This window comes from Staphylococcus sp. HMSC035D11, assembly GCF_001836075.1.
GTDB classification, from domain to species: domain Bacteria; phylum Bacillota; class Bacilli; order Staphylococcales; family Staphylococcaceae; genus Staphylococcus; species Staphylococcus hominis.
This window is the reverse complement of record NZ_KV827278.1, coordinates 41,747-68,026: the sequence shown is the minus strand read 5'-3', so window position 1 is coordinate 68,026 and position 26,280 is coordinate 41,747. Positions and strand designations below refer to the sequence as shown.

25 protein-coding genes, 3 pseudogenes and 1 other annotated feature are annotated in these 26,280 nt (G+C 32.4%); of the genes and pseudogenes, 14 read left to right on the top strand and 14 right to left on the bottom strand.

What is annotated here, in order from left to right:
• Positions 1-164 precede the first annotated feature (164 nt).
• From HMPREF2647_RS08800 to HMPREF2647_RS11370, 3 genes and pseudogenes are all read left to right on the top strand, one after another.
• Positions 165-1,760 (top strand): xylulokinase, encoded by a 1,596-nt coding sequence (locus HMPREF2647_RS08800; protein WP_070859958.1) that lies wholly within the window; start codon positions 165-167, stop codon positions 1,758-1,760.
• Positions 1,761-1,799: 39 nt separating this feature from the next.
• A pseudogene (locus tag HMPREF2647_RS08795) lies at positions 1,800-2,122 on the top strand (MFS transporter); the annotation flags it as partial.
• Between the two features lie 33 nt (positions 2,123-2,155).
• Positions 2,156-2,266: pseudogene (locus tag HMPREF2647_RS11370) on the top strand (RimJ/RimL family protein N-acetyltransferase); the annotation flags it as partial.
• A gap of 109 nt (positions 2,267-2,375) precedes the next feature.
• Here HMPREF2647_RS11370 and HMPREF2647_RS08790 read toward each other — a convergent pair.
• From HMPREF2647_RS08790 to HMPREF2647_RS08770, 5 genes are all read right to left on the bottom strand, one after another.
• Positions 2,376-3,122 (bottom strand): cyclase family protein, encoded by a 747-nt coding sequence (locus HMPREF2647_RS08790; protein WP_017175665.1) that lies wholly within the window; start codon positions 3,120-3,122, stop codon positions 2,376-2,378.
• 78 nt (positions 3,123-3,200) lie between these two features.
• A complete protein-coding gene (metE, locus tag HMPREF2647_RS08785; RefSeq protein ID WP_049382446.1) occupies positions 3,201-5,447 on the bottom strand; it encodes a 5-methyltetrahydropteroyltriglutamate--homocysteine S-methyltransferase in 2,247 nt (748 codons plus the stop codon).
• Complete coding sequence (locus HMPREF2647_RS08780; RefSeq protein ID WP_070859957.1) at positions 5,444-7,282, bottom strand: bifunctional homocysteine S-methyltransferase/methylenetetrahydrofolate reductase; 1,839 nt, start codon at positions 7,280-7,282, stop codon at positions 5,444-5,446. The genes metE and HMPREF2647_RS08780 overlap by 4 nt, the downstream gene beginning before the upstream one ends.
• Positions 7,236-8,411: a cystathionine beta-lyase MetC gene (gene metC / locus HMPREF2647_RS08775; RefSeq protein WP_070859956.1), complete on the bottom strand. Its 1,176-nt coding sequence runs from the start codon at positions 8,409-8,411 to the stop codon at positions 7,236-7,238. The genes HMPREF2647_RS08780 and metC overlap by 47 nt, the downstream gene beginning before the upstream one ends.
• A complete protein-coding gene (locus tag HMPREF2647_RS08770; RefSeq protein ID WP_017175668.1) occupies positions 8,408-9,511 on the bottom strand; it encodes a PLP-dependent transferase in 1,104 nt (367 codons plus the stop codon). Before HMPREF2647_RS08770 ends, metC begins: the two co-directional genes overlap by 4 nt.
• 67 nt (positions 9,512-9,578) lie before the next feature.
• Positions 9,579-9,969: a binding site (T-box leader), on the bottom strand.
• A 225-nt stretch (positions 9,970-10,194) separates the two neighbouring features.
• Here HMPREF2647_RS08770 and HMPREF2647_RS08765 point away from each other — a divergent pair.
• From HMPREF2647_RS08765 to ychF, 4 genes are all read left to right on the top strand, one after another.
• A complete protein-coding gene (locus HMPREF2647_RS08765) occupies positions 10,195-11,019 on the top strand; it encodes a ParB/RepB/Spo0J family partition protein (RefSeq protein ID WP_017175669.1) in 825 nt (274 codons plus the stop codon).
• 129 nt (positions 11,020-11,148) lie between these two features.
• Positions 11,149-12,027: a mechanosensitive ion channel family protein gene (locus HMPREF2647_RS08760; protein WP_017175670.1), complete on the top strand. Its 879-nt coding sequence runs from the start codon at positions 11,149-11,151 to the stop codon at positions 12,025-12,027.
• A gap of 20 nt (positions 12,028-12,047) precedes the next feature.
• Complete coding sequence (locus HMPREF2647_RS08755; protein WP_002448008.1) at positions 12,048-12,251, top strand: DUF951 domain-containing protein; 204 nt, start codon at positions 12,048-12,050, stop codon at positions 12,249-12,251.
• An 11-nt stretch (positions 12,252-12,262) separates the two neighbouring features.
• Positions 12,263-13,360: a redox-regulated ATPase YchF gene (gene ychF / locus HMPREF2647_RS08750; RefSeq protein WP_019834710.1), complete on the top strand. Its 1,098-nt coding sequence runs from the start codon at positions 12,263-12,265 to the stop codon at positions 13,358-13,360.
• Between the two features lie 69 nt (positions 13,361-13,429).
• Here the strand turns inward: ychF and HMPREF2647_RS08745 are convergent, their stop codons facing one another.
• The gene (locus HMPREF2647_RS08745; RefSeq protein WP_017175672.1) at positions 13,430-13,621 is read right to left on the bottom strand and encodes a hypothetical protein; all 192 of its coding nucleotides are present in this window, start codon (positions 13,619-13,621) and stop codon (positions 13,430-13,432) included.
• A 247-nt stretch (positions 13,622-13,868) separates the two neighbouring features.
• On the opposite strand from HMPREF2647_RS08745, the gene rpsF reads away from it, so the two are divergent.
• The 4 genes from rpsF to HMPREF2647_RS08725 all read left to right on the top strand — a co-directional run bounded on the left by rpsF (position 13,869) and on the right by HMPREF2647_RS08725 (position 16,110).
• Positions 13,869-14,165: a 30S ribosomal protein S6 gene (gene rpsF / locus HMPREF2647_RS08740; RefSeq protein ID WP_017175673.1), complete on the top strand. Its 297-nt coding sequence runs from the start codon at positions 13,869-13,871 to the stop codon at positions 14,163-14,165.
• Between the two features lie 21 nt (positions 14,166-14,186).
• Positions 14,187-14,699 carry a single-stranded DNA-binding protein gene (ssb, locus tag HMPREF2647_RS08735; RefSeq protein ID WP_017175674.1) on the top strand — a complete coding sequence of 171 codons (513 nt, stop codon included), beginning with the start codon at positions 14,187-14,189 and terminating at the stop codon, positions 14,697-14,699.
• A gap of 41 nt (positions 14,700-14,740) precedes the next feature.
• Complete coding sequence (rpsR, locus tag HMPREF2647_RS08730; RefSeq protein ID WP_002447994.1) at positions 14,741-14,983, top strand: 30S ribosomal protein S18; 243 nt, start codon at positions 14,741-14,743, stop codon at positions 14,981-14,983.
• Between the two features lie 182 nt (positions 14,984-15,165).
• Positions 15,166-16,110 (top strand): hypothetical protein, encoded by a 945-nt coding sequence (locus HMPREF2647_RS08725; RefSeq protein ID WP_049419741.1) that lies wholly within the window; start codon positions 15,166-15,168, stop codon positions 16,108-16,110.
• Positions 16,111-16,168: 58 nt separating this feature from the next.
• Here the strand turns inward: HMPREF2647_RS08725 and HMPREF2647_RS08720 are convergent, their stop codons facing one another.
• On the bottom strand, positions 16,169-16,426 hold the full coding sequence (locus HMPREF2647_RS08720) for a helix-turn-helix domain-containing protein (protein ID WP_017175676.1): 258 nt from the start codon (positions 16,424-16,426) through the stop codon (positions 16,169-16,171).
• Between the two features lie 320 nt (positions 16,427-16,746).
• Between HMPREF2647_RS08720 and HMPREF2647_RS08715 the strand changes: the two genes are divergently transcribed.
• Together HMPREF2647_RS08715 and HMPREF2647_RS08710 are read left to right on the top strand one after the other, a co-directional pair.
• The gene (locus HMPREF2647_RS08715) at positions 16,747-16,995 is read left to right on the top strand and encodes a GlsB/YeaQ/YmgE family stress response membrane protein (protein WP_002447983.1); all 249 of its coding nucleotides are present in this window, start codon (positions 16,747-16,749) and stop codon (positions 16,993-16,995) included.
• 277 nt (positions 16,996-17,272) lie between these two features.
• On the top strand, positions 17,273-17,851 hold the full coding sequence (locus HMPREF2647_RS08710; RefSeq protein WP_017175677.1) for a histidine phosphatase family protein: 579 nt from the start codon (positions 17,273-17,275) through the stop codon (positions 17,849-17,851).
• A gap of 96 nt (positions 17,852-17,947) precedes the next feature.
• On the opposite strand, the gene HMPREF2647_RS08705 is transcribed toward HMPREF2647_RS08710, so the two are convergent.
• The 4 genes from HMPREF2647_RS08705 to HMPREF2647_RS08690 all read right to left on the bottom strand — a co-directional run bounded on the left by HMPREF2647_RS08705 (position 17,948) and on the right by HMPREF2647_RS08690 (position 22,115).
• Entirely contained in the window at positions 17,948-18,577 is a 630-nt protein-coding gene (locus HMPREF2647_RS08705; protein WP_017175678.1) for an NDxxF motif lipoprotein, read from the bottom strand.
• 248 nt (positions 18,578-18,825) lie between these two features.
• Positions 18,826-20,349, bottom strand: a complete 1,524-nt coding sequence (ahpF, locus tag HMPREF2647_RS08700) for an alkyl hydroperoxide reductase subunit F (protein WP_049419743.1) — start codon at positions 20,347-20,349, stop codon at positions 18,826-18,828.
• Between the two features lie 14 nt (positions 20,350-20,363).
• Complete coding sequence (ahpC, locus tag HMPREF2647_RS08695; protein WP_002447989.1) at positions 20,364-20,933, bottom strand: alkyl hydroperoxide reductase subunit C; 570 nt, start codon at positions 20,931-20,933, stop codon at positions 20,364-20,366.
• 402 nt (positions 20,934-21,335) lie between these two features.
• A complete protein-coding gene (locus HMPREF2647_RS08690) occupies positions 21,336-22,115 on the bottom strand; it encodes a 2-keto-4-pentenoate hydratase (RefSeq protein ID WP_017175680.1) in 780 nt (259 codons plus the stop codon).
• Between the two features lie 155 nt (positions 22,116-22,270).
• On the opposite strand from HMPREF2647_RS08690, the gene HMPREF2647_RS08685 reads away from it, so the two are divergent.
• Positions 22,271-23,026 carry an NADPH-dependent oxidoreductase gene (locus tag HMPREF2647_RS08685; RefSeq protein WP_048762491.1) on the top strand — a complete coding sequence of 252 codons (756 nt, stop codon included), beginning with the start codon at positions 22,271-22,273 and terminating at the stop codon, positions 23,024-23,026.
• Positions 23,027-23,082: 56 nt separating this feature from the next.
• On the opposite strand, the gene HMPREF2647_RS08680 is transcribed toward HMPREF2647_RS08685, so the two are convergent.
• The 3 genes and pseudogenes from HMPREF2647_RS08680 to HMPREF2647_RS08670 form a co-directional block, all read right to left on the bottom strand.
• Positions 23,083-24,474 (bottom strand): L-cystine transporter, encoded by a 1,392-nt coding sequence (locus HMPREF2647_RS08680; protein ID WP_049419744.1) that lies wholly within the window; start codon positions 24,472-24,474, stop codon positions 23,083-23,085.
• A 356-nt stretch (positions 24,475-24,830) separates the two neighbouring features.
• Positions 24,831-25,329, bottom strand: a pseudogene (locus HMPREF2647_RS08675) (DNA-binding protein); the annotation flags it as partial.
• Positions 25,330-25,457: 128 nt separating this feature from the next.
• Positions 25,458-26,117, bottom strand: coding sequence for a hypothetical protein (locus HMPREF2647_RS08670; protein ID WP_019834714.1), 660 nt, complete (start codon positions 26,115-26,117; stop codon positions 25,458-25,460).
• Positions 26,118-26,280: the final 163 nt, after the last annotated feature.

The window sequence follows — 26,280 nt, the reverse complement described above, 5'->3', positions numbered from 1 at the left end:
AAGTTTGTATTTAGGATTTTATATAACTAAAAGTATCAATTGTGTATTTATAAATATTAAAATTAATAAAATATTATATTTGAAAATTACTTGTTTGCTATATAAAGTTTTGATAGCATTAAATAAGTAAGCGTTTTCACTAATTTTATAGGGAGGTGCATAAAATGAATAATTCCTCAATAAAACAATTTATTGAAGCGGGTAATTTAACAATTGGTATTGAATTTGGTTCAACTAGAATTAAAACGGTAGCAATTGATGACAACTGTAAAACATTAGCTACAGGAACGTTTGGATGGGAAAATACATATCAAGACGGATATTGGACATATTCTATGAACGATGCATGGATAGGTCTACAAAAAAGTTATAGTGAAATGACTAAAGTTATAAAAGAACAGTATGGGACTACAGTGAAAAAAATTAAATCATTAGGCATTAGTGGGATGATGCATGGTTATTTAGTATTTGATCAACAAGAAGATTTGCTCGTTCCATTTCGAACTTGGCGTAATAACAATGCTAATCAGGCGGCTAAGATTTTAAGAGAATCATTTCAAGTAAATATTCCAGAAAGATGGAGCATAGCTCAATTATATCAATCAGCTATAAATAATGAGTCTCATGTTGCTAAAGTAGATTACATGACAACACTTGCTGGTTATATTCATTGGTACTTAACAGATGAAAAAGTATTAGGTATAGGCGATGCCTCAGGCATGTTTCCCGTTGATGTAGAAACTAAAGAGTATCGAAAAGATATGGCTAAAAAATTTAATCAGCTTTTTTCTGAAATGGGATATCATCAAGATATTTTAGAAGTATTACCAAAAGTTGTGGTAGCAGGTGAAAATGCAGGTTATTTAACAGAAACAGGAGCAAAACTTATTGATCCAAATGGTCAATTAGAAGCAGGCTGTCCTATGTGTGCTCCAGAAGCTGATGCTGCAACTGGAATGGTAGCTACAAATAGCGTAGCACCAAAGACTGGTAATATATCTGCAGGAACAAGTATCTTTTCAATGATTGTATTAGACAAATCTTTAAAAAATATTTATCCAGAAGTGGATATTGTCACAACACCAGATGGCTATGAAGTAGCCATGATACATGCGAATAATTGCACATCTGATATTAATGCATGGGTTGATTTATTTGGAGAAGTATTAGAAGTAATGGGTGTCAAATATGAAAAAAGTGAACTTTTTACAAAATTATTCGAAAACGCTTTAAATGGTGATGATAAACTTGGGAAATTACTTTCATATGGATATATATCTGGAGAATTTATTACAGAGGTTCAACAGGGTTACCCTATGTTAGTACGATCGATAGATAGTTCATTCAATTTAGCTAATGTAATGAAGACTCATATATATAGTGCATTTAGTACATTAAAAATTGGTATTGATTTATTAAAAGAAAATGAAGATATTGAAATTCATTCAATATATGGGCACGGAGGTATATTCAAAACCAAAAAAGTTGCTCAAACATTTTTAGCAGCAGCAATGCAAAGTCCTGTTAGTGTTATGCAAACAGCTGGTGAAGGTGGAGCATGGGGGATTGCTGTTTTAGCTAGGTATCTTATAGCAGAAAACGATGTAAATTTATCTAGTTATCTTAATGAAATTGCTTTTAAAGATACTGAGTCCATCAAAATTGAACCAAATGAAAAAGAAATAGAAAGCTTTAATCGTTATATTGAACGTTTTAAAAAAGGTCTTCCTATAGAACGTCTTGCTAATGAACAACTTTAAAGAAATCACAAATAAGCAAAGGGAGAAAGTGGAATTATTGTGACTAATGATTTAACTAAACAAAATCGTCAGCTTTTAGGATTACCTAGAGTATTAATTGGGGTTATGTAGCGGTAGCTATATTTATGACAGGTGATAGATTTGAACAAGCGTTTTTGTCTAAGTATATTATCGATCTTGGATATAGTGATTCACAAGCAGGTAGAGTGATAGCTATATATGGATTAATAGTAGCACTGGCTTCATGGATGTCTGGAGTACTAGCAGAAGTATTTAGTCCACGTCGACTGATGACTTTAGCATTTATAATATGGATTATTTTTCATGTTGGATTTTTAACTTTAGGTTTAGCTCAACAAAATTAAGCAATGATGATAATTATGTATGGTATTCGTGGATTCACACAAGAGGGTATATTGAGAAGTGATGAACGTGTAGAAGGGAAATCCTCAGATAGTTATGTGTATAGTGTGTTGAGAGAAGAATATGAAAATGAATATAAATAACAACACATCCTGATACTTCGTCTTGCTCAAGTACTTTAGTATCAGGATGTTATATATTATATAGGAAAGTGATAAATTTGATCGCTCATTATCAACATATCACTTATATTTAAGATGGTTTGATAGCAAATGCACGGACAGGGAAACCTGGCGCATCTTTCGGTTTGGGACTAATTGCATAAATGACTGCGCCACGCGTAGGCAATTGGTCTAGGTTTGTTAAGAGTTCAAGTTGGAAGGTATCTTGTCCAAGTATATAACGTTCTCCAACAATATCGCCATTTTTAGCTGTATCTACTGATGCATCTGTATCGAATGTTTCATGACCAATCGATTTTACACCGCGTTCTTCAATTAAGAATTTTAAAGCATCTAGTCCCCAACCTGGTAAATGTTGGTTACCATCAGCATCTCTATTTTCGAATTGTTCAATATCTGGCCAACGTTTTGACCAATCTGTACGTAAAGCAACAAAGGTACCTTCTTCAATGCGCCCATTCTCCGCTTCCCACTGTTCTAAATGTTGGCGTGTCACGATAAAGTCATCATTATTTTTTACTTCTTTTGAATAATCTAACACGATAAGTGGTAAGACTAATTCTTTTAAATCAAGATCCTCAAGATAACGTTTATTCTCTACAAAATGTATCGGTGCGTCAATGTGTGTGCCGTATTGTGTAACGATATTCCAACGTTGTACATAAAAGCCATGTTCTTTGACTGTAAATAATGTGGATACTTGGCCTTTTTCAAATTCACTAAATCGTGGAATGTCTGGATCGAAAGTATGGGTTAAATCTACCCACTCTGCTGTTTTTAATTGTTGTAATTGGTCCCACAATGGATAATTTGTCATATGTTTCACCTCGAAAGTCTAATATAAGAATAAAAGAGGGAGAAAACTCAATTTCTCCCTCACATGTTTATCTGTATCTTATGCGACAGGTTTATTTTTTTCTTCACGTTTTTTACGAACAGTATTTACAAGTACTGTTAAGGCATCTTTCACTTCGTCTTCTTTACGTGTTTTTAGACCACAGTCAGGGTTAACCCAGAATAAAGAACGGTCGATTTGTTGTAAAGAACGATCAATTGCTGTTGCAATTTCTTCTTCAGTAGGGATACGTGGACTATGAATATCATATACACCTAATCCAATACCTAAATCATAGTTAATATCTTCAAAGTCTTTGATTAAATCACCATGGCTACGTGATGTTTCAATTGAAATAACATCTGCATCTAAGTCATGAATTGCATGGATAATTTGACCAAATTGAGAATAACACATATGCGTATGAATTTGTGTTTCATCTTGGACTGAAGAGGTTGCAAGTTTAAATGAATTTACCGCATCAGCAAGGTATTGTTCATGGTATTCAGAACGTAATGGTAAGCCTTCACGTAATGCGGGTTCATCTACTTGAATGACTCTAATACCTGCTTCTTCAAGTGCTAATACTTCTTCGTCAATAGCTAAGGCAATTTGATCTTGAACGACTTTACGAGGAACGTCTACACGTTCGAATGACCAGTTTAAGATAGTGACTGGACCAGTTAACATACCTTTCACAGGTTTATCAGTTAAGCTTTGTGCATAAACAGTTTCTTTAACTGTTAAAGGTGCAGTCCATTTTACATCTCCATAAATAACTGGTGGTTTTACAGCACGTGAACCATAAGATTGAACCCATCCAAATTTTGTGACTAAGAAACCTTGAAGTTTTTCACCGAAGAATTCAACCATGTCATTACGTTCGAATTCACCGTGTACAAGTACATCTAAGCCAATCTCTTCTTGGATTTTAATCCAACGTGCGATTTCATTTTCTAAGAAGTTGTTATATTCTTCGTCTGAAATTCGATTATTTTTCCAGTCTGCACGGTATTTACGTACTTCTCTTGTTTGAGGGAATGAGCCGATCGTTGTTGTTGGTAAATCTGGTAAATGTAAACGAGCGTCTTGTGCTTTTTTACGGTCTTTAAAAGCAGATTTACGACTGGTTGGTACGCTATCAAAATCATATTCAAGGTTTTTGAATGATTGACTTTGGAATCGTTCATAGCGTGCTTTTAACTCATCATATTTTTTACTATCATTATTATTAAATAATCGACGTAATGCATCTAACTCATCTAATTTTTCAGTAGCAAAGCTTAAGCCTTCTTCAATTGATGTATCTAATGTTTCATCATCTAATGATACCGGAACGTGTAATAATGAAGAGGAAGGTTGAATTGCAATTGCTTTAGTATAAGGTTGTAAAGTTTCGATTAATTCTTTTTTCGCTTCAATATCTGCAGCCCAAACATTACGACCGTCAATAATACCAGCATATAATGTTTTAGATTTATCGAAATCTCCTGCTTTAATTTGTTCTAAGTTATAACCGTGATCATGAACAAAATCTAAACCAAGACCAGCCACTGGTAAACGGCTTAAGAATTTTACATTAACACGTTCAAAATAGGTTTGTATGACTAATTTTTCTCCTAAACCAGCATCAGCAAAGTAGTCATAAGCCTCTTTAGTAATATTTTCATAATTTTCACTTTCATCTGTTACAAGAACAGGTTCATCGACTTGAATGTATTCAGCACCTGCATCTACTAAAGATTGTAATACTTCTTTATATAGTGGAAGTAATGTTTGAACTTTTTCTTCAAAAGATTGATTACCACCTTTAGAAAGTTTCACAAAAGTGATTGGACCAACAATGACAGGATGTGCATTTACATTAATTGATTTAGCATAGTTAAAACGGTCTAATAATACATTGCGATTCACCTTAGGTTCAACATTATCCCATTCAGGAACAATATAGTGATAGTTTGTGTTAAACCATTTAATTAATGCACTTGCAACATGTTCTTTATTACCACGTGCAATATCAAACAATAAATCATCATCTACTGTACGTCCTTGGAAACGTTCAGGAATAATGTTGAAAAGTAATGATGTATCAAGAATATGGTCATATAATGAGAAATCACCAACAGGTACACTGTCTAAATTATAATTCTTTTGAAGTAATAAATTTTCTTTATGTAAGTCTGTTAATGTTTGATCTAATTCAGTTTTATCGATTTTTTTAGCCCAATAGCTTTCGATTGCTTTTTTCCATTCTCTTTTTCTACCTAATCTTGGGAATCCTAAGTTTGAAGTTTTAATTGTTGTCATAATATTGCCTCCTTGTTTTGGGTAATTGCTTTAGAATATGCTGCGAGCTCTAATGAATAATCAATACGTTGGAAAGGTGTAATGAGATATAAACCATTAAAGTATTCATGTACCGTATCGATTAATTCTTTAGACAGTCTCAAACTTAATTCTTTTGTTTTTTCTTTATCATCTTTTACTGCTTTAAATTGATTTAATACATCTTCTGACATTTTAATTCCAGGCACTTCGTTATGTAAGAAAAGTGCGTTATTGTAGCTTGCAATAGGCATGATACCGATAAAAAGTGGGGTATCAAGATGTTTGGTTGCTTCATATACCTCTTTGATTTTTTCTTTACTATATACAGGTTGGGTAATAAAGTAACTCATACCTGCCGCTACTTTTTTCTCAAGGCGTTTAACTGCCCCGTCTAATTTACGAACGTTTGGATCGAACGCCCCGGCGATGTTAAAGTTGGTATGTTTCTTCAGCGCATCACCATCAACATTAATACCTTGATTAAATCGTAGCGCAAGTTCTGTTAAGCCTTTTGAATTAACATCATAAACATTCGTTGCGCCTGGTAGATGACCTACTTTTGAAGGGTCTCCTGTAATGGCTAAAATTTCACTAACACCGATGAGTGAAAGGCCAAGTAGATGAGATTGTAAACCAATTAGATTACGATCGCGACATGTGATATGAACAAGAGGTTCGATATCATATCGTTGTTTGATTAAACTTGCAGCAGCGATATTGCTGACTCTTACAGTAGCGAGAGAGTTATCTGCAAGTGTAACTGCATCAATATTTGCTTCATCTAGCTTACCTATATTCTCAAAGAACAATTCCGTATCGAGATGTTTTGGAGTGTCTAATTCAACAATCACAGTAGGTCTCTGTTTTACTTTTGATGTTAAATTTTGTTTTAATGTACGTTTTGCATTTGTATTAATTGTTCGATGAATTGGAATAACTTTTTTAGTTTTAACTGGTTTTAAATCTTTTACAGATTCTTTAATGTAAGAGATATGTTCCGGTGTAGTACCACAACAACCACCAATTAAACGAATGCCTTCGTTAATTAATTCTTGTGCAACATCACCAAAATATTTAGCATTGTCGCTATATTTAAACTCACTATTTTCAATATCGAGTAGGCTCGCATTAGGATAACATGAGAGATAGGCATGTTCTGGTAGTTCGATATGTGAAAATGAGCGTTGCATGTGATGTGGGCCATGGTGACAATTTAAGCCCACCACATTTGCGCCACATTCAATGAGATGTTTTAACGCCTCGTTAATTTCTGTACCGTCAACGAGATAATTCGTATTGGAAGCGGTCAGTTGTGCGATAATTGGAATATCGTACTTTTGACGTGTCGCTGTTATCACACTCGTTAATTCATCTAAATCGTAGTAGGTTTCAAATAGTAAACCATCTACACCTTCTTCAATTAAAGTATCAATTTGATTGTCTGTATGATATTGAATAGTAGAAAGCGATAAGTCTTCTTGTTTTATTCCCCTGAAGCCACCCACCGTTCCTAAGATAAATGTCTCTTTATTGGCTGCGCGTTTTGCAATTTGTACAGCGGCTTTATGAATTTCTTTTACTTTATGCTCTAAGCCAAATACTTTTAATTTTTCAAAGTTAGCGCCATACGTATTTGTCTGAATGACATCAGCTCCTGCTTCTATATATGAACGATGAATACGTTCAACTTTATTGGGATGTGTAAGATTATATGCTTCAGGACAAGTATCTAGGCCCTCGGAATAGAGGATTGTTCCCATTGCGCCATCAGCTACTAAAACGTTGTTCTTCAAATGATTCAATAATCGACTCATTAAATGCCTCCTTCAATGCGTAGTCAATATCAGCTATGAGTTCTTCAGGTTGTTCAAGACCTACGCTTAGACGGAATAGACCAAATGTAATGCCACGTTCGTTTCTCACTTCTTCTGGAACAGCTGCATGAGACATTGTGGCTGGATGTGAGAGAATCGTTTCTACTCCTCCTAAACTTACCGATACAAGTGGTAAAGTTAGCGCATCTACAAAGGCTTGAGCTTTTGTTTCATCTTTTAGACGAAAGCCAATGACTGCACCGCCACTTTTAGCTTGTGATAAATGTAAATCACTATTTCCCGGATAATATACTTCAGCAACTTCATTTCTTTGACTTAAAAAGTCTACAAGTTTTTCAGCATTCGATGTAGATTGTCTAAAACGAACAGGTAATGTTTTTAAATGTTTGGCTAAAGTCCAACTATCATGTGCAGATAGGGCAGTTCCTGTTCCATTTTGGAGTAGATAAAGTGCCTCAGCGACGTCTTTGCGATTTGTAATAGCAGCGCCAGCAATAATATCACTATGTCCACCTAAGAATTTTGTTGCAGAATGAACCACTATATCAGCACCAAGTGAAAGTGGAGATTGACCTAATGGAGTCATAAATGTATTATCTACTGCTAAAAGTAGATCATGCTTTTTAGCGATATGAGCAACTGCTTTAATATCAGTGATTTTAAAGCATGGGTTCGATGGTGTTTCTATATAAATTAATTTTGTATTAGGTTGAATGGCTTGTTCAATTTCTTCAGGATGAGTCGCATTTACCGTCGTAAATTTAATATTAAAACGATTTAAAATACGTTCAGTTAGTCTAAATGTTCCGCCATACACATCATCTGGTAAAATGACATGATCTTCAGCTTGTAATGTGAGTAATACGGCTGATATTGCTGCAATACCTGAAGCATAAGCAAATCCATATTGGCCGCCTTCAAGTTTAGCTAATTTTTCTTCTAATAATTGACGATTAGGATTACCACTTCTGGCATAATCAAATTTTGCGTTACCACCAAGTACTTTTTGATGGAAAGTTGAAGAATCATATAATGGTGGGTTTGCTGAATCGTAATCTACACCTCTATGTTCATCAAATATCACTTCTGTTTCTTTAGATAAGCTCATGAAATCACTCCTACTTTAGAATTTTCTAATGCTTGAATAATATCTGCTTCAACATCCTTATAATCTTCAATACCAATGGATAAGCGAATTAAATGTTCATCAATACCGCGTTTGTCTTTTTCATCATCTGGCATGTCGACGTGTGTTTGTGTATATGGGAAAGTAATAAAGGTTTCAGTTCCTCCTAAACTTTCTGCAAAAATACAAATTTCTAAATTTTCTAAAAATTTAGCTACGCTATAAGCCTTATTAAGACGTAAACTTAGCATACCTGTTTTTCCACTATAGAGTACTTCATCAATAGAATCGGATGTTTCACAACGTTTTGCGAGACGACGTGCATTGTCTTGAGATCGTTCTATTCTGAGATGTAGTGTTTTCAAACCTCTTTGAAGTAAGTAACAATCAAGTGGAGACAATGTGGCGCCAATCATATTGTGAAATTGACCTAATTGTTCAGCAAGTGTGTCATCTTTAACTGTCACTACACCTGCAAGTACATCATTATGACCACCTATATACTTTGTAGCTGAGTGTAAAACAATGTCAGCACCTTGTTCTAAAGGTGTTGATAAGTATGGAGTTAAAAACGTGTTGTCGATAATGGTTAATAGATGATGTTTTTTACTTAGAACATAATATGGTTCTACATCAATTTGAATCATTTGAGGATTCGAAATTGGTTCGATAAAGAGTGCTTTCGTGTGTTTATTTATACTATTTTCGACTTCTTCATAATTTAAAAAATCAACGTATTTAAAATGAATACCATATTGTTGTTCATAATAATCAAATAATCTAAATGTTCCTCCATATAAATCAAAAGCTACTAAAATTTCATCACCAGGTTTAAATAAGTTACAAATAAGTTGAACTGCTGCCATACCACTTGAAGTTGCAAATGAAGCTGTACCACCTTCTAATTTGGCAAATGCTTCTTCAAATGAAGAGCGCGTTGGATTTTTCGTTCGTGTGTAATCATATCCTGTAGACTGACCTAGGTGAGGATGTTGATATGCCGTCGATAAGTAAATTGGATTAGCAATTGCGCCAGTCAAATCCTTTGTTAATGAAATTTGTGCTAATTGAGTATCTTTCATTTCAAATCCTCCTATCATTTTCTAAATAAAAAAAGCTTCCGTCCTTTAAACCCGATATGTATCGGATGTAAAGGACGAAAGCTTGTTTCGTGGTACCACCTTTGTTTGCTACTTTATTGCTAAAGTAACCTCAAACAGTACGCCATCATGTTTTAGGAGTACTTGAAAAAGTGACACACATTATCGTAAAATATCAGATATATCTGTAATAAAAAAACTCATTTAACTTTTAATGATAAATGAGTATTAACGATAATTTAGTGACGTCGGTGATTCCAGTACGCCATTAAACAATAAATGTTAATACTGTATCGCTATAACGGGCGAACCCGTTGATACCTCATATTGGCATCAACACTCAAAGGCCATTTTCAAACTTTCTTTCAATGTCTCTTCTCAGCTTACAAGACTCTCTGTATCTGCAGTGTAAGTTTTACTTTCCTTATTACCGTGTGTAATTTGTGTTTTTTTAAGTTAATTCATAGCTTACAGACATAAATTACATTTGTCAACAACTTTTCTGAAAATTATGATTAAATAATAAATTCAGAAAGCGGTTGAATGATTGATATATATACTTTCTACCTAGTAAAATTTTTCTTAAAAAAGTTTATAAGACTTGTAGATATAACACGCTTTTTTTAAAATTAAGTAATGACTTTAAAGATAAGGGAGGACTATGAGTGGACCATATTGAAGATCAACGTATTCAATTAAATAATGATGAACACGTACAACATATTAAAATTTCAAGTATTAAAGTTAATCCCTATCAACCTAGAAAAACATTTGATGAGGAGAAACTTCAAGATTTAGCAGATTCTATAACAACTCATGGTATACTTCAACCTATTGTTTTAAGAAAAACGATCAATGGATATTATATCGTTGTAGGAGAACGACGTTTTCGAGCTTCTAAATTAGCTGGGTTAGAGGAAGTTCCTGCAATTGTAAAATCCCTTTCTGATTCTGACATGATGGAATTAGCCATTATAGAAAACTTACAAAGAGAAGATTTGAATGCAATTGAAGAAGCTGAAAGTTATCAACGATTAATGAACGATCTTGGTCTGACACAACAAAAAGTTGCTGAAAGGTTAGGAAAATCACGTCCTTACATTGCTAATATGCTAAGATTACTAAATTTACCCTCTGATATTGCTAAGCTTGTAAGAGAGCATCGCATGTCAGGTGCCCATGGACGTACTTTACTTGCATTAAAAGATGTAAATACGATGAAACGTATAGGTAAACAAGCAATCAAAGAGGGGTGGAGTGTACGTTATTTAGAGAAAGTTGTTTCTGAAATTCAAGACGGTGGGCAGTCTAAAAAAGAAAAATTAAATACTCCAAGTAAACCCAAATTCATACAGAAACAAGAACGTGCGCTTAAGGAAAAATTTGGAACTCATATAGATATATCTGTATCTAAAAATGTTGGGAAAATTGTGTTTGAGTTTAAATCCGAGGCTGAGTTTAGACGTATTATAGATAAACTTAATAAATAGTATCCTATTAATAAAATAAAAAAGAAAATGATAAATCAAAAGACTGATACAATTTTAGAAGAATTTTTGTATAATAAATAAATTGGAATACAAATTTAATGTGGACTAAATGGAAAAGGAGGGGGCTATATGAATCAGTTGAAGAACGTGTTAACATCGCTATTTCAACCATTAACAGAACCCGAAGTATATACAAATTTAGCAACTAAATTAGCAATGGTTATTATTTATATTTTAGTAGGCTTAATTGTAATTGGAATTATTAATAAAGCGATAGAAGAAGCATTTAAATTTCAAAATAAAAGTAATAGAGGAAATAAAAAACGCTCTAAAACGCTCGTGTCCCTTATCAAAAATGTTGTAAGATACATTGTGTGGTTTATCGTGCTCACAACAGTATTAAGTAAATTTGGAATTAGCGTAAACGGAATTATCGCCAGCGCCGGTGTTGTAGGTATCGCTGTTGGTTTTGGAGCCCAGACTATAGTCAAAGATATTATTACTGGATTTTTCATTATTTTTGAAAATCAGTTTGATGTAGGTGATTATGTTAAAATTAATAGCGGTGGTACTACAGTTGCTGAAGGAACAGTAAAATCTATAGGATTGAGATCAACGCGTATTAATACCATCACTGGGGAGTTAACTATTTTACCAAATGGTAGTATGGGTGAGATTACTAACTATTCTATTACTAATGGTACGTCAATTGTAGAAATTCCAGTCTCAGTTGATGAAAATTTAGATAAAGTTGAAAAGAAATTAAATAAATTATTTACAGCAATGCGTAGTAAATACTACTTATTCATTACTGATCCAGTTGTTTTAGGAATTGATGGGTTAGATGAAACAAAAGTTATCATAAGAATATCAGCAGAAACTATTCCTGGAGAAGGTGCTTCAGGTTCTAGAATTTTACGCAAAGAAATTCAAAAAATGTTTGTACAAGAAGGTATTAAATTGCCACAACCCATGTACGTAAGAAATACCGATAAACAAGACGCTTAATAAATGTTGGGGGTAATGTTGTGACACCAAAATATGGTATAAATGATATAGTAGAAATGAAAAAACAACATGCTTGTGGAACAAATCGATTTAAAATTATTCGCATGGGTGCAGATATACGAATTAAATGTGAAAATTGTCAAAGAAGTATTATGATTCCACGACAAGTGTTTGATAAAAAAATAAAAAAAATATTAGTATCTCATCAAGATACAGAAAGTTAGGAGAATGATTCATGGCTTTAACAGCAGGTATCGTAGGTTTGCCTAATGTTGGTAAATCTACTCTATTTAATGCAATTACAAAAGCAGGTGCGCTCGCTGCGAACTATCCCTTCGCTACGATTGACCCGAATGTCGGGATTGTAGAAGTACCAGATACACGTTTAAATAAATTAACAGAAATGGTAGAACCTAAGAAAACGATTCCTACCACTTTCGAATTCACAGATATTGCAGGTATTGTTAAAGGTGCTTCAAAAGGTGAAGGTTTAGGAAATAAATTCTTATCACATATTCGTGAAGTAGACGCTATTTGTCAGGTAGTACGTGCTTTCGATGATGAAAATGTGACACACGTCGCTGGCCGTGTAAATCCATTAGATGATATTGAAGTCATTAATATGGAACTTGTTTTAGCTGATTTAGAATCAGTAGAGAAACGTTTGCCTCGAATTGAAAAAATGGCACGTCAAAAAGATAAAACAGCCGAAATGGAGTTCCGCATTTTATCTAGAATAAAAGAAGCGTTAGAAGAAGGAAATCCAGTTCGTAGTTTAGATTTTAACGAAGAAGATCAAAAATATGTAAATCAAGCTCAATTATTAACATCTAAAAAAATGTTATATATTGCAAACGTTGGCGAAGATGAAATTGGTGACGATGAAAATGATAAAGTGAAAACCATTCGTGAGTACGCAGCAAAAGAAGATTCTGAAGTTATCGTCATTAGCGCAAAAATCGAGGAAGAAATTGCAACACTTGATGATGAAGATAAAGAAATGTTTTTAGAAGACTTAGGTATTGAAGAACCAGGCCTCGATCGTCTTATCAGAACAACATATGATTTGTTAGGATTATCTACTTACTTTACAGCAGGTGTTCAAGAAGTACGTGCTTGGACATTTAGACAAGGGATGACGGCACCACAATGTGCAGGTATCATTCATACAGACTTCGAACGTGGTTTCATTCGTGCCGAAGTAACAAGTTATGACGACTATGTTGAGCATGGTGGTGAGCAAGGTGCGAAAGAAGCAGGTAAACAACGTTTAGAAGGTAAAGATTATATTATGCAAGACGGAGATATTGTTCACTTCCGATTTAATGTATAGGAATATAAAAAAGCGCGACATCTATTTATTATAGACGTCGCGCTTTAGTTATATCATTATGGTTATATCTTAAAAAAACGGTATAACTTTACTTGCTTTAACAATATCTTTGGTGCTAAAAAACTGTTTACCTTCTCCAGTATAAGCTGGCTCAAGAATCATATTGGCTTTTGCACAGTATAGCCACTCTGGAGTGATACCGCAATTTAAGATTTCTTGAAACTCTTGAAAATCTTTATTCCAATCTAAATCTAATTGCATAGTTACACCTCAAGGATATTATAGAATATCAGTTCTCTTTTGAAAAGATATGTTTAAAGTTTGAATATAAATTTATAGGCCAATACGATAAATCTTATCCACTTTCAGACAAAATATTTCAAATAATATTTATTGTAAAAAGTAATCACCTATGCTATAATTCTTGATTGTGAGTAATGAAAATTATTCCTTGCCTATGGATAGGATTCGATAGGCCGCATAGACCACAAGGAGGTGCAATTATAAAATGAGAACATATGAAATTATGTATGTCGTACGTCCTAACATTGAAGAAGATGCTAAAAAAGCAGTTGTTGAACGCTTTAACGGTATCTTAGCTTCAGAAGGATCAGAAGTTTTAGAAGAAAAAGACTGGGGTAAACGCCGTCTTGCTTACGAAATTGAAGATTTCAAAGAAGGCTTCTACTTCATCGTACGCATTAAAACAGATAATAACAAAGCTACAGACGAATTCCAACGTTTAGCTAAAATCAATGACGATATTATCCGTTATATCGTTATCCGTGAAGACCAAGATAAGTAATAATTAAATGGGGGCGTTGAAATGATAAATCGAGTTGTATTAGTAGGTCGTTTAACTAAGGATCCAGAATACAGAAGTACTCCCTCAGGCGTAAGTGTAGCGACATTTACTCTAGCAGTTAATCGTACTTTCACGAATGCTCAAGGGGAACGCGAAGCTGACTTTATTAACGTTGTTGTATTTAGAAGACAAGCAGAAAACGTAAATAACTATCTTTCAAAAGGTAGTTTAGCTGGCGTTGATGGTCGCATACAATCACGCAGTTATGAAAATCAAGAAGGTCGTCGTATATTTGTCACTGAAGTTGTAGCGGATAGTGTTCAATTCCTTGAACCTAAAAATGCACAAGGTGGACAACGTCATCAAGGAAATAATGATTTCCAAGATTATGGCCAAGGATTTGGTGGTTCACAATCAGGACAAAATACATCTTATAATAATAACAATCGTGCATCAAACAATAATCAATCAGATAACCCATTTGCAAATGCGAATGGTCCAATTGATATTAGTGATGATGACTTACCATTCTAACGAAAGAATGAGATTAAAAATATAAAAGGAGGTAATTAACCATGGCAGGTGGACCAAGAAGAGGCGGACGTCGTCGTAAAAAAGTATGCTATTTCACAGCAAATGGTATTACACATATTGATTATAAAGACACTGAATTATTAAAACGTTTTATCTCAGAACGCGGTAAAATTTTACCACGTCGTGTAACTGGTACTTCAGCTAAATATCAACGTATGTTGACTACAGCTATTAAACGTGCTCGTCATATGGCTTTATTACCATATGTTAAAGACGAAAACTAATATATAATTAGTGTTAAACCCCGTAAGCTCAAGGCTTGCGGGGTTATTTTTATGTCGAGTAATAAAAAATGAGCAGATTATACATATTAAGTTGATTTTAAAATGTATTGGGTAATATCTTTAAGGGATGCAATATAAAATGTTATCATTAAAAGAGATATACATAAGGAGTTTTGATGATAATGAGAGGAAAATATTTATTAGCAGGTATTGTTGCATCTACTTTACTTTTGGGTGCTTGTGATTTAAATATTCATTTACCAGGCGAAAATAATGATAGTTCAGAGGATAAACAAAAAACTGAGAAGAGTGATAATAATAACAAAACGCCTAATAGTTCAAATAAAAATAATAATACTAATAATGAGAAGAATATAGATTCATCAGATACACAACAAAATGATAATGATGAAAATACTAATTATAATCAAACTGAAGATATTCAACCAAATGATAATAATAGTATTCAGTCATCCGAACAGAATACTCAAAACCAATCTGAAAACGGAATCAATGGAAATAATGAAACGACTACAAATGAAAGTCATTCAACTAGTGACAATCAATCAAACGATTCTTCGAATAAAGAACTTACACCTCAGCAAGCAGAGGATGTTGTCTATGATTGGTATAAAAATCAAGGATTTGGACATCGTTTAAGAAATGAATTTAATTACAATCCTAGTAAAAGTACTGACGATATGTATTATATAGATTATGCAGCAAGTGACGCTTATGGTACTGGTACACCTTATGTAGCTATTGTAGATAAACATACAGGTAGTATTGTTGATAATTATAATAATATGACAGATGAAGAAAAAGCTAAAAGAAAACAAATGAATGAAAGTAAATTAGAACAAAGTAACCGACAACGAAATAATGATGTACAAAATAATGAAACAAAGAATAATAATGAAACGCAACATACATCATCTAATGAAGAAAATCAAAATAGCGCGCAATCTGAAACTCAAAATGATGTCCAGACATCGAATCAATCCGAGAACAATCATTCAACTTCAACAGACGCTTCTACACAAACTAAAGAAGAACCCACAACTTCTCAAATGGATCGTAATGAACAAGCACAACCAAATCATCAAAGTACAAATACCGAAGAATAAAAACAAAGGAACAAGACATTATATTCAACATGAATATGTTTTGTTCCTTTAAAGTTGTTTATAGTCGAATATCAACATCATCAAATTGTTGTTGATATTCTTTATATTTACTTTCAACTAGAACTTGATAAGATGTATTGAAATAATCTGCCAGAATCATTGCATCTTTGAACTTTGGTTCATGTTGATGATTTTCCCATTCGTATAATTGATGTGGTTCGTAATGTGTGCCATACTTTTTGTTTAGGATTTCAGTTAATTCATTAATTTCAAGATGTCTTTTTTTTCTTAAGTTATACAGTGCATGTGAACTCATAATACATAACCTCCTAAGTATCAATTTTGTATATAAACAAAATTTTATTATATGAAAATTTATTAAGTCTTTTATATATTTTATTATAATATGCTTGTTCATAATGTTTAGCAAGTATTTTATATAAAAATAGTTGCTATTTTTAGGAGCCTTATATTTTTAATCATTAATTGAATAAATACTAATAAAATATGTGGGTGTTATTATTTAGTTGTTTTTGTTATAAAAAATAAATTATTTTAATAATGATGTTTATAAAATTGAAATAGGTGGTATGAATAAGAAGTAAATAAAATAAAACTATAAGGAGTAATCTAACTATGGGCTTTATTATTATGATAATAGTTGGTGGATTAATCGGTTGGATTGCTGGCATGATCATGGGTAAAGATATCCCTGGTGGTATCTTAGGTAATATCATTGCTGGTTTAATCGGTTCATTCATCGGAAGTAAATTGTTAGGTACTTGGGGTCCTGTTTGGGGCGGAGTACCAATCTTCCCAGCATTAATCGGTGCAATTATTCTTATTTTTATTGTTTCTTTAATTTTAAAAGCAATCAAAAAATAAGTATAGTATTTAAAGAGGACTACGTTATGTAGTGCTCTTTTTTTATTTATTAAACTAAAAAAAGAGGATGACGTCGGGTTAAGACGTCATCCAGGAGTATTATGTTCATGAATATAAAAGACTTGTAGTTATTAAATAACTACAAGTTAATAGTATCATGCAATATAAATATTGACAATCATAAAAACTTATATTATTTAAAAATATATAATTTGTATTATTAGTAGACTTCATTCAATTATTATTTAATATAATAAATTGAAATAGGAGGTAAAACATGAATTTATATCTTATTCGACATGGTGAATCACAGTCTAATTACGATAATAAGTACAATCGAGCATATTATTGTGGTCAGTTAGACGTTCCTTTAACTGAAAGGGGCATTGAAAGTGCAAAAAACTTAAAGACGTATTTTTATAATATAAAAATTGATGATGTGTATGTATCTGATTTAACAAGAACAAAAGAAACATATCAATATATCTTCCCTTACGATATCCCAACTACAGTTACCTCATTATTACGTGAACGTTCATTGGGTCTATTTGAAGGTCAATTTAAGGATAAACTTATGAAAAATAATAAGTATCATCGCTATTTTCATGATTCAAATTATAAAGATTTTCGACATAGCTTTATTCAAAAAGCGCCTGAGGGGGAAAGTTATAATGATGTTTATCATAGAGTGAAACAGTTTTTCGAAACGATCCATATTCAAGATAATCACACGATAGTCATTATTGCACATCAAGTTGTGATACGTTGTATTATGGTTTACTTTGGCTATATAAATAAAGAAGAAGCATTAACTAAAGTAATTGAAAATTGTAAGCCATATCTTATTGAGTTATAAAAAAATCTGAGACATCATTCATCGTCTCAGATTTTTTATATATTGGACATCACCATTAATGGATTGAATAACATATTCAAACGGATACTACCTATTCTATTTATCAAAAACATCTGTTTTGATATCTTTCTTATTTAAGAAAGATTTGATTTTATTTTGTTGGTTTCCATTTACATCTCCAGCATAATGAGTAGGAACATCTACAACGTTAATTGTATTTTGAGGTTGGTAATTCAGTTGTTCGATACTTTCATCAACATTTGCAATTGTACTATTCAAAGCATGAAAGTATTTAATAATACGATTTACATGATCTTTATAGCCGTCTGGCAATGTGTTATTTTCAACATATTTTTTAAAGTGTAAGTCATTTTTAACAGCAATATTAGATAAATTACTAAGTTTTGTAGCTTGTTTATCAGTGATTTTTGTTTGTCCTGAACTTTGACGGTCGATTTGACTTTGCATTATATATTTATTATCTAAAATATCACTATTAACATCTAGATATTTTTTGATTGCTTGGTTCATTTCATCTTCAGTAAGCTTTTGATGTGATTTATTCGATGTAAAAATATCATTTTCAGTTAAGTTTTTAGCATGTTTCGGTGCATTAACACCGTTACTTTGATTATGATTGTCTTCGTTATTATCATTATTAGGTGCACAAGCACTTAATATTAATAACAATGCTAAAAAACTACTAATAATCATACTCTTTTTCATAGATTTCAATAATCTCCTTTATTAGTAAACGTTTCTATTTAAGCATAATAATAGAGTATCATTTATAGAAACAGAATTGAATGTTTAAGACTTAAAATTAATATAAATCTATGAACAAATTGTGGCAATATCAGTAAAAAAATAAATTAAAAAAGCAGAGCCATTAATAAAATGACTCTGCTTAAAATGAAGATATTTGATAGGTTAAGTTCTAAGTCTTACTTTCATGTAGAAAGTTAAACTGTAAATTAATTTCTAATAATATAATCAAATGCACTCAATGCTGCGTTAGCACCTGAACCCATTGATATAATGATTTGTTTATATTTTTGGTCAGTAACGTCACCAGCAGCAAAAATACCAGGAACGTTTGTGTTATTTTCACGATCCACAACGACTTCTCCACGGCTATTTAACTCTACTGCGTCACCAATCCATTTTGTATTTGGCACAAGGCCAATTTGTACAAAGATACCATCTAAGCTTAATTCTTTCATTTCACCAGATGACATATCTTCATAGCTTAAACCAGTAACATGATCTTCACCTAGAACTTCGGCAGTTCTAGCATTTGTGTGAATATCAACATTAGGGAAAGAACGTAAACGTTCTTGTAACACTGTATCCGCTTTTAGTTCTGGAGCGAATTCAAATAGCGTCACATGTTTAACTATTCCTGCTAAATCGATAGCTGCTTCAACACCAGAGTTACCACCACCAATAACTGCAACGTTTTTATTTTCAAATAAAGGTCCGTCACAGTGAGGGCAGAAGGCAACACCTTTATTGATTAAGCGATCTTCACCAGGAATATTTAATTTACGCCAGCTTGCACCAGTTGAAATAATAGCAGTTTTACTTTCAAGAACTGCATCATTTTCTAAAGTTACTCGGATAGCTTTATCAGTTTTTTCAATTTTAGTTGCACGAATACCAGTCATAGCATCAATATCATACTCTTCGATATGTGCAGCTAAATTAGAAGAGAATTCTGATCCAGTGGTTTGTTTAACAGTAATAAAGTTTTCAATACCAGCTGTATCGTTAACTTGACCACCAATTCTATCTGCAACAATACCAGTGCGTAAACCTTTACGCGCAGTATAAATTGCAGCACTACCACTTGCTGGCCCACCACCGATGATTAATACATCGTATGGATCTTTATCTTCGTATTCTGAAGCATCTTGTGTACTGCCAAGTTTAGATAAAATATCAGAAATTGTCATACGACCATTACCGAATTCTTCACCATCTAAAAATACAGCAGGGACTGCCATGATATCCTTAGATTCTTCACGGAATACAGCACCATCAATCATTGTATGAGTGATATTTGGATTAATTACACTCATTAAGTTTAATGCTTGAACTACATCTGGACATTTTTGACAAGTTAAACTTACATAAGTTTCAAAATTGTAGTTACCTTCAAGACCTTTAATTTGATCAATGATTGATTGTTTTTCTTTAGGCGCACGACCACTTACTTGTAAAATGGCAAGCACAAGTGAATTAAACTCATGACCTAAAGGAATACCAGCAAATGTGATACCAGTATCTTCTTCAGGTTTACTTACTTGAAAACTTGGTGTGCGTTTTAATTCTTTTTCAACGATTGTAATATGATCTGTCATCTCAGCGATTTCATCTAATAAATCTTTTAATTCTTTAGATTTATCATCAGAGCCGATACTTGCTCTAAATTCTACATCGCCTTCCATAAGTTGTAATAATTGTTGTAATTGTTGTTTTAAATCAGCATTAAGCATACTTAAATGCCTCCTTAAATTTTACCTACTAAGTCTAATCCTGGTTGTAATGATTCAGAACCTTCTTCCCATTTTGCTGGGCAAACTTCACCTGGATGTTGACGTACGTATTGTGCAGCTTTGATTTTATTTACTAATGTACTTGCATCACGGCCAATACCATCTGCATTAATTTCTGCTGCTTGAACTACACCATCAGGGTCAACGATAAATGTACCACGTTGTGCCAAACCTGCTTCTTCATCTAATACATCGAAGTTACGAGTGATGATTTGAGAAGGGTCACCAATCATAGTGTATTGGATTTTGCTGATTGCGTCTGAATGATCGTGCCAAGCTTTGTGTACGAAATGAGTATCAGTTGAAACTGAGAATACATTAACACCTAAATCTTGTAATTGGCTATATTGGTTTTGTAAATCTTCTAATTCAGTTGGACATACGAAAGAGAAGTCAGCTGGATAGAAGCAAACAACGCTCCAAGAACCTTTTAAATCATCTTGGCTTACTTCTTTGAATTCATCATTTTTAGGATCATATGCTTGAGCTGTGAAAGGTAAGATTTCTTTATTAATTAAAGACATAACTTAAATTCCTCCTGATTTATCGAATATTAATTAGAACTACATAATAATTATTGCTTATTTATAATAATTCTAATCTCTTGATTAATATTATTACATGTAGATTTTATTTCGTCAACATAATATACTTAAAAGTAAGAAAAACATTATAAAGCACTGATATAATAAGGTTTATATAAAAAATATTAACTTTTTTAAGATATTGTGAGGTTTATTTTTCCTAATTAAAAAATGTAAATTGTAAATACAAATACATCTTTTCGCTTAAATCTATTCTCAACTAAAGGAAAGTATTTGATAATGGAAATCAAAAATAATAGATGAAAACTCTCTTCAAGTTACGCTATGAAACATATAAATCTGAAGAGAGTATCAAGTATTTTCAATATTATTTTATTAAAATCAGTCTTTGACTTCTACTTTTACGCTTCCTACTTTCTCGTATTCAGCAATATAAATACCTTTTTCTAAATGTAGTGGTGAAATAAATGTACCTGAAGAAATAAATTGACCTTTTTCTAAACGTTTTCCATGTGAATGTAATTTTTTATTTAACCATTTTATAGATTCAATAGGATTTCCTAGTACGTCACTAGAATGTCCTGTTTCAATTTCTTGATCGTTTTTAAATAACTTTAAGTTAATATCAGCAAACGATTTGTAATCAAGAGGTGTTACTCTTTTTCCAACCACAATTAAACCTGTTGCAGTATTATCTGAAATTAAATCTGATAAAGCAAAGTTAGGGAACCAATCTTTATAACGTGCGTCAGGAATTTCAATACCTGGAGCTACTTTTACACTTTCTAAGATGGTTTGAACATCTGCATTCTCTGGTAAATCTGCAGTTAATTCAAAGATAAGTTCAGGTTCAAGTAATGGATCAAATAATGTTGATAATGAGATAGAGTTACCACCTTCGACTACTTGAGTAGATAAAATAGTACCGTACGCAGGCTCATTTGTATTGGCAATGGCTTGAGTGGCGGCACTTGTCATACTTACTTTGTAACCTTTAATTTCTGATTTTTGCTTATTTTTTAATTGATTAATGAGATCATCTTGTGTGTGATAGGCTTCTAACTCATTTAGTTCAAAAGAGGAACTGATAAAATCAATCGGTTTTTTTGATGTAAAAGCTTGATATAAGGCTGTTGAAACTTCTTTGTTAGCGTGAGTCATAGTATCTCTCCTTTGATATCTGAAAATTGTCATTATTATGATAACTTTAATTAGTTTAGCATGCAAATCTTAATTTAAAATAAAGGGCAATTTAGAAGAAAAATAAAATATAAATTGTTAACATATATTCAGTAATTAAAAAAGGAGTGGACTTAATGTCAGATTATGTTTACGAATTAGCTAAAAAACATCATTCAGTTCGAAAATTTAAAGATCAACCTTTAAGTGAAGACGTTGTTAGAAAGTTAGTTGAAGCTGGGCAAAGTGCTTCAACATCTAGTTATTTACAAACGTATTCAATTATTGGAGTAGAAGACCCAGAAATTAAAGCAGAACTCAAAGAAGTATCAGGACAACATTATGTGGTAGATAATGGCTATTTATTCGTATTTGTTTTAGATTATTATCGTCATAGTCTTATTAATGAAGATGTAGAACAACACATGGAGACGTCATTTGAGTCAGCTGAGGGCTTATTAGTTGGTGCCATTGATGTTGCATTAGTATCAGAAAATATTGCTTTAGCAGCTGAAGATATGGGCTATGGCATTGTATACTTAGGTTCGCTTCGCAATGATGTCGGACGTGTACGTGAGATTTTAGACTTACCTGAATATGCCTTCCCTCTATTTGGTATGGCTATAGGGGAGCCAGCTGAGGATGAAAATGGATCACCAAAACCACGTTTACCTTTTGGACATGTCTTCCATAAAAATGTCTATAATAGTAATAAAGCACAACAAAAAGAAACATTAAACGCTTATGATCAAATGGTTAGTAAATACTATCAAGACCGTACAAATGGTGTGAGAAATGAAACCTGGTCTCAACAAGTTGCTGGATTTTTAAGTGGAAAAGCACGATTGGATATGTTAGAGCAATTAAATAAATCTGGATTAATGAAAAGATAAAATAAAACCGAAAAAAGAGAGGCAGAATTTGTTCGAAATTCTGCCTCTCTTTTTATTTATGATTCTGTGGATAATTCTCCATAATGATTAGAATTAAATTTTTCTTTATCTAAGTTACCTGTTAAACGTGCTGTACCAGTACCTGCTAATATAGAATCATTGACATTTAGAGCGGTACGACCCATATCAATAATTGGTTCGATAGAAATTAATACACCCGCTAATGCAACTGGTAAGTTTAAAGTTGATAATACAAGAATTGAAGCGAAAGTTGCACCGCCACCAACGCCAGCTACACCAAATGAACTAATAACTACAACAGCAATTAGTGTAAGAATGAATGGTATATCTATGTCAACATGAGCAACAGGAGCAACCATAATAGCAAGCATTGCTGGATAAATACCAGCACATCCATTTTGGCCAATAGACAAGCCGAATGAAGCTGAGAAGTTTGCAATACCTTCAGGTACTCCTAAACGTTGCGTTTGAGTTTGCACATTTAAAGGAAGCGCTCCTGCACTTGAACGTGATGTAAATGCAAAAATCAGTACTTCAAGTGTTTTTTTGACATAACGAATAGGGTTGATTCCCATAATCGCTAAAATAATTAAATGAATAACATACATTGTAAGTAAAGCTGCATAAGATGCAATCATGAATTTACCTAATGTCCAAATTGCTGCAAAATCACTTGTAGCAATTGTAGAAGCCATAATTGCGATAATTCCATAAGGAGTTAATCTTAAAACAAAGGTAACAATTGACATGATGAGAGCATAAACAGCATCAATACCACGTTTTAATAAGCTACCATTATCAGGTTGTTTACGTGCAACACGTAAGTATGCAAATCCTACAAAAATGGCAAATATTACTACTGCAATAGTTGAAGTTGTTCTCTGACCAGTAAAATCTAAGAACGGATTGTTTGGTAATAATTCAAGAATTTGTTGTGGTAGTGTATTCGCTGTAAGTTGCTTCGCCTCACTACTAATTTCATTTCCTCGTGCATATTCTGCACTACCTAAATCGATACTTGAAGCATCAAGGCCAAATACAATGGCATAAAAAATACCTACAACGGCTGCAATAGCGACAGTACCAATTAAAAACATAAAAATATAAGAACCTATCTTAGCAAATTTATCGCCAATTTGTATCTTACTAAATGCTGAAACAATAGAAATAAAAATAAGAGGCATAACAATCATTTGTAATAATGTCACATAGCCATCTCCAACGATGCTAAACCAATCAGTTGTAGTTTCAAGCACTTTAGAATTAACACCATAAATAAGGTGTAAAATAATACCATATACAATTCCTAATCCTAGAGCGGTAAAGACTCGTTTAGGGAATGATACATGTTTTTTAGCCATAATGAATAAGCCGATAATGAAAATCAACATTATGACAATATTAATAATTGAAAATAATGTTCCCATATAATGATTCTCCTTTTATTAGTTAAATCCGACACATTTCATAAGAATAGTATTAAATATATAATAATTCAATACTTTAAATAACATAAATTACTAAATATTTTTACAAATTAATTATAAATAGACATTAAATGAGTATTAAAACAAAAAAACAGGATCGAAATCTTTTTAATTTCAATCCTGTTTTAGTAAATAGCACTATATACAATTGTTACATTAAAGATTAAATAGTCTAGCTAAGAATCCTTTTTTCTCATTTGAAGATGAAACATAAGTTTGATGTTCTTTTAAATTATCAATCGCTTGTTGATTGTTATCATTAATTTCTTTAACTAAATTATTTTTAGTATAATCAGATTGTTCTTTTTGAGCAGTTTGAATGGCTTGTTGTGATGTTTGGATGGCAGCTAATGACTCATTATTTGCTTTCAATTTTTCAGTAATTTGACTTTGTAATTCTTTAAGTTCATTTTGCTGTTGATGAACTTGAGTAATCATCTGACCTAACATTTGACGTTCTTCACGCATTTTTTGTATTTCCGTACGTAAGTCTTCTACCAATTGTGTGACGCCTTGATCAGCTGGTAACTGTTGTTGGTCTTCTTTAACGATAACTTGTAAAAAATCTTTTTCTTTTTCTAATTCTTCGAAAGCTAAATCATAGCTATTTGTTTGTTTTACCTTTTCTGCAATATCTTGGAAAAGTTCAATATCTTCTTCTTTAAAGTCTGTAGCCTCACGACCACGATATTCAGTCTTACTAAGTTGATATCCTCGTTCTTCTAAATGTTGGACGATTTTGCGGACTTGTTTTTCACTTAGTTTGACACGTTGAGCGAATTCTTTAGTTAACATAATTTGAAGTCCTTTCGTATCTATAGAATATTGTTCATTTACACTGACGTTTGTCTTCGGTTAGTGACACGTCAGTCTAACCTCGCATATTAGTTTAACCTTTTATATCGCGCTTTTCAAGTGTTCTATCAAGGTAAACGTAAATTCATCTTTTCTAAAAGGGGGTATATAATATCTCTAGAAATTCCATTCGCAAATACATATTTGAGAATATAATTAGATTTCACACTAGCAGGATAGATGTCTTTTGTAAGTTCAATGTTAGATTTAATAAATAAGTCAGTACGTATAGGTGTTTCTTCAAACGTATAGTTAGGATGCAAATAATCAATGTCATATTGTTGTTCAAAGTCATTTTCTAATAAGGTATGATGACGTCGTTTAATTAATTGATTATCTAATATACTATTATCAAGTTTCGGGACTTCAATCATTAAAAAGTTAATATCTCTAGCATGTACTTTATTAGATAATATATTTAGGTGAGTTTCAACTTCATTTAAAGTTTGAGATATGATTTCATCATAGTTTGAATCAACTACAGCTAATAAGTGGACTAAAAAGGCTGAATTTGTTGTTGCCTCGTAGTGCGCTGTAGCCAAACTGATTATATTTTCTTTCTCAATACCAACAATAAAAACATAATCATTTTCTGTTTTATTATTCTGTAAGGACCGTTTTGTGATAATGCTGTCTTCAAAAAAATCAACATCTAATTGTTTATTATAAAACTCGACGGCTTTTTGATAATAAGCGTCTTCTAAAGAATGAATAGTGTGAAATTTCATAGCGATCTCCCCGCATCATATTTTTTTAAGTATAGCACATTTGTAAAGTAGCACATCATAATACAAAATATATTAAAAAACTTCTTTCAAAGTTATAAATGATTCACACTTTACTTTGAAAGAAGCATATATTAATTTTTGACTGTTAATTTGTAAGAAATTA

Bases quoted from the DNA above. Each gene is read 5' to 3' on its own strand.
- HMPREF2647_RS08800 (WP_070859958.1), top strand. From the start codon at position 165: ATGAATAATTCCTCAATAAAACAATTTATTGAAGCGGGTAATTTAACA.
- HMPREF2647_RS08790 (WP_017175665.1), bottom strand. From the start codon at position 3,122: ATGACAAATTATCCATTGTGGGACCAATTACAACAATTAAAAACAGCA.
- metE (WP_049382446.1), bottom strand. From the start codon at position 5,447: ATGACAACAATTAAAACTTCAAACTTAGGATTCCCAAGATTAGGTAGA.
- HMPREF2647_RS08780 (WP_070859957.1), bottom strand. From the start codon at position 7,282: ATGAGTCGATTATTGAATCATTTGAAGAACAACGTTTTAGTAGCTGAT.
- metC (WP_070859956.1), bottom strand. From the start codon at position 8,411: ATGAGCTTATCTAAAGAAACAGAAGTGATATTTGATGAACATAGAGGT.
- HMPREF2647_RS08770 (WP_017175668.1), bottom strand. From the start codon at position 9,511: ATGAAAGATACTCAATTAGCACAAATTTCATTAACAAAGGATTTGACT.
- HMPREF2647_RS08760 (WP_017175670.1), top strand. From the start codon at position 11,149: ATGAATCAGTTGAAGAACGTGTTAACATCGCTATTTCAACCATTAACA.
- ychF (WP_019834710.1), top strand. From the start codon at position 12,263: ATGGCTTTAACAGCAGGTATCGTAGGTTTGCCTAATGTTGGTAAATCT.
- HMPREF2647_RS08745 (WP_017175672.1), bottom strand. From the start codon at position 13,621: ATGCAATTAGATTTAGATTGGAATAAAGATTTTCAAGAGTTTCAAGAA.
- rpsF (WP_017175673.1), top strand. From the start codon at position 13,869: ATGAGAACATATGAAATTATGTATGTCGTACGTCCTAACATTGAAGAA.
- ssb (WP_017175674.1), top strand. From the start codon at position 14,187: ATGATAAATCGAGTTGTATTAGTAGGTCGTTTAACTAAGGATCCAGAA.
- rpsR (WP_002447994.1), top strand. From the start codon at position 14,741: ATGGCAGGTGGACCAAGAAGAGGCGGACGTCGTCGTAAAAAAGTATGC.
- HMPREF2647_RS08725 (WP_049419741.1), top strand. From the start codon at position 15,166: ATGAGAGGAAAATATTTATTAGCAGGTATTGTTGCATCTACTTTACTT.
- HMPREF2647_RS08720 (WP_017175676.1), bottom strand. From the start codon at position 16,426: ATGAGTTCACATGCACTGTATAACTTAAGAAAAAAAAGACATCTTGAA.
- HMPREF2647_RS08715 (WP_002447983.1), top strand. From the start codon at position 16,747: ATGGGCTTTATTATTATGATAATAGTTGGTGGATTAATCGGTTGGATT.
- HMPREF2647_RS08710 (WP_017175677.1), top strand. From the start codon at position 17,273: ATGAATTTATATCTTATTCGACATGGTGAATCACAGTCTAATTACGAT.
- HMPREF2647_RS08705 (WP_017175678.1), bottom strand. From the start codon at position 18,577: ATGAAAAAGAGTATGATTATTAGTAGTTTTTTAGCATTGTTATTAATA.
- ahpF (WP_049419743.1), bottom strand. From the start codon at position 20,349: ATGCTTAATGCTGATTTAAAACAACAATTACAACAATTATTACAACTT.
- ahpC (WP_002447989.1), bottom strand. From the start codon at position 20,933: ATGTCTTTAATTAATAAAGAAATCTTACCTTTCACAGCTCAAGCATAT.
- HMPREF2647_RS08690 (WP_017175680.1), bottom strand. From the start codon at position 22,115: ATGACTCACGCTAACAAAGAAGTTTCAACAGCCTTATATCAAGCTTTT.
- HMPREF2647_RS08685 (WP_048762491.1), top strand. From the start codon at position 22,271: ATGTCAGATTATGTTTACGAATTAGCTAAAAAACATCATTCAGTTCGA.
- HMPREF2647_RS08680 (WP_049419744.1), bottom strand. From the start codon at position 24,474: ATGGGAACATTATTTTCAATTATTAATATTGTCATAATGTTGATTTTC.
- HMPREF2647_RS08670 (WP_019834714.1), bottom strand. From the start codon at position 26,117: ATGAAATTTCACACTATTCATTCTTTAGAAGACGCTTATTATCAAAAA.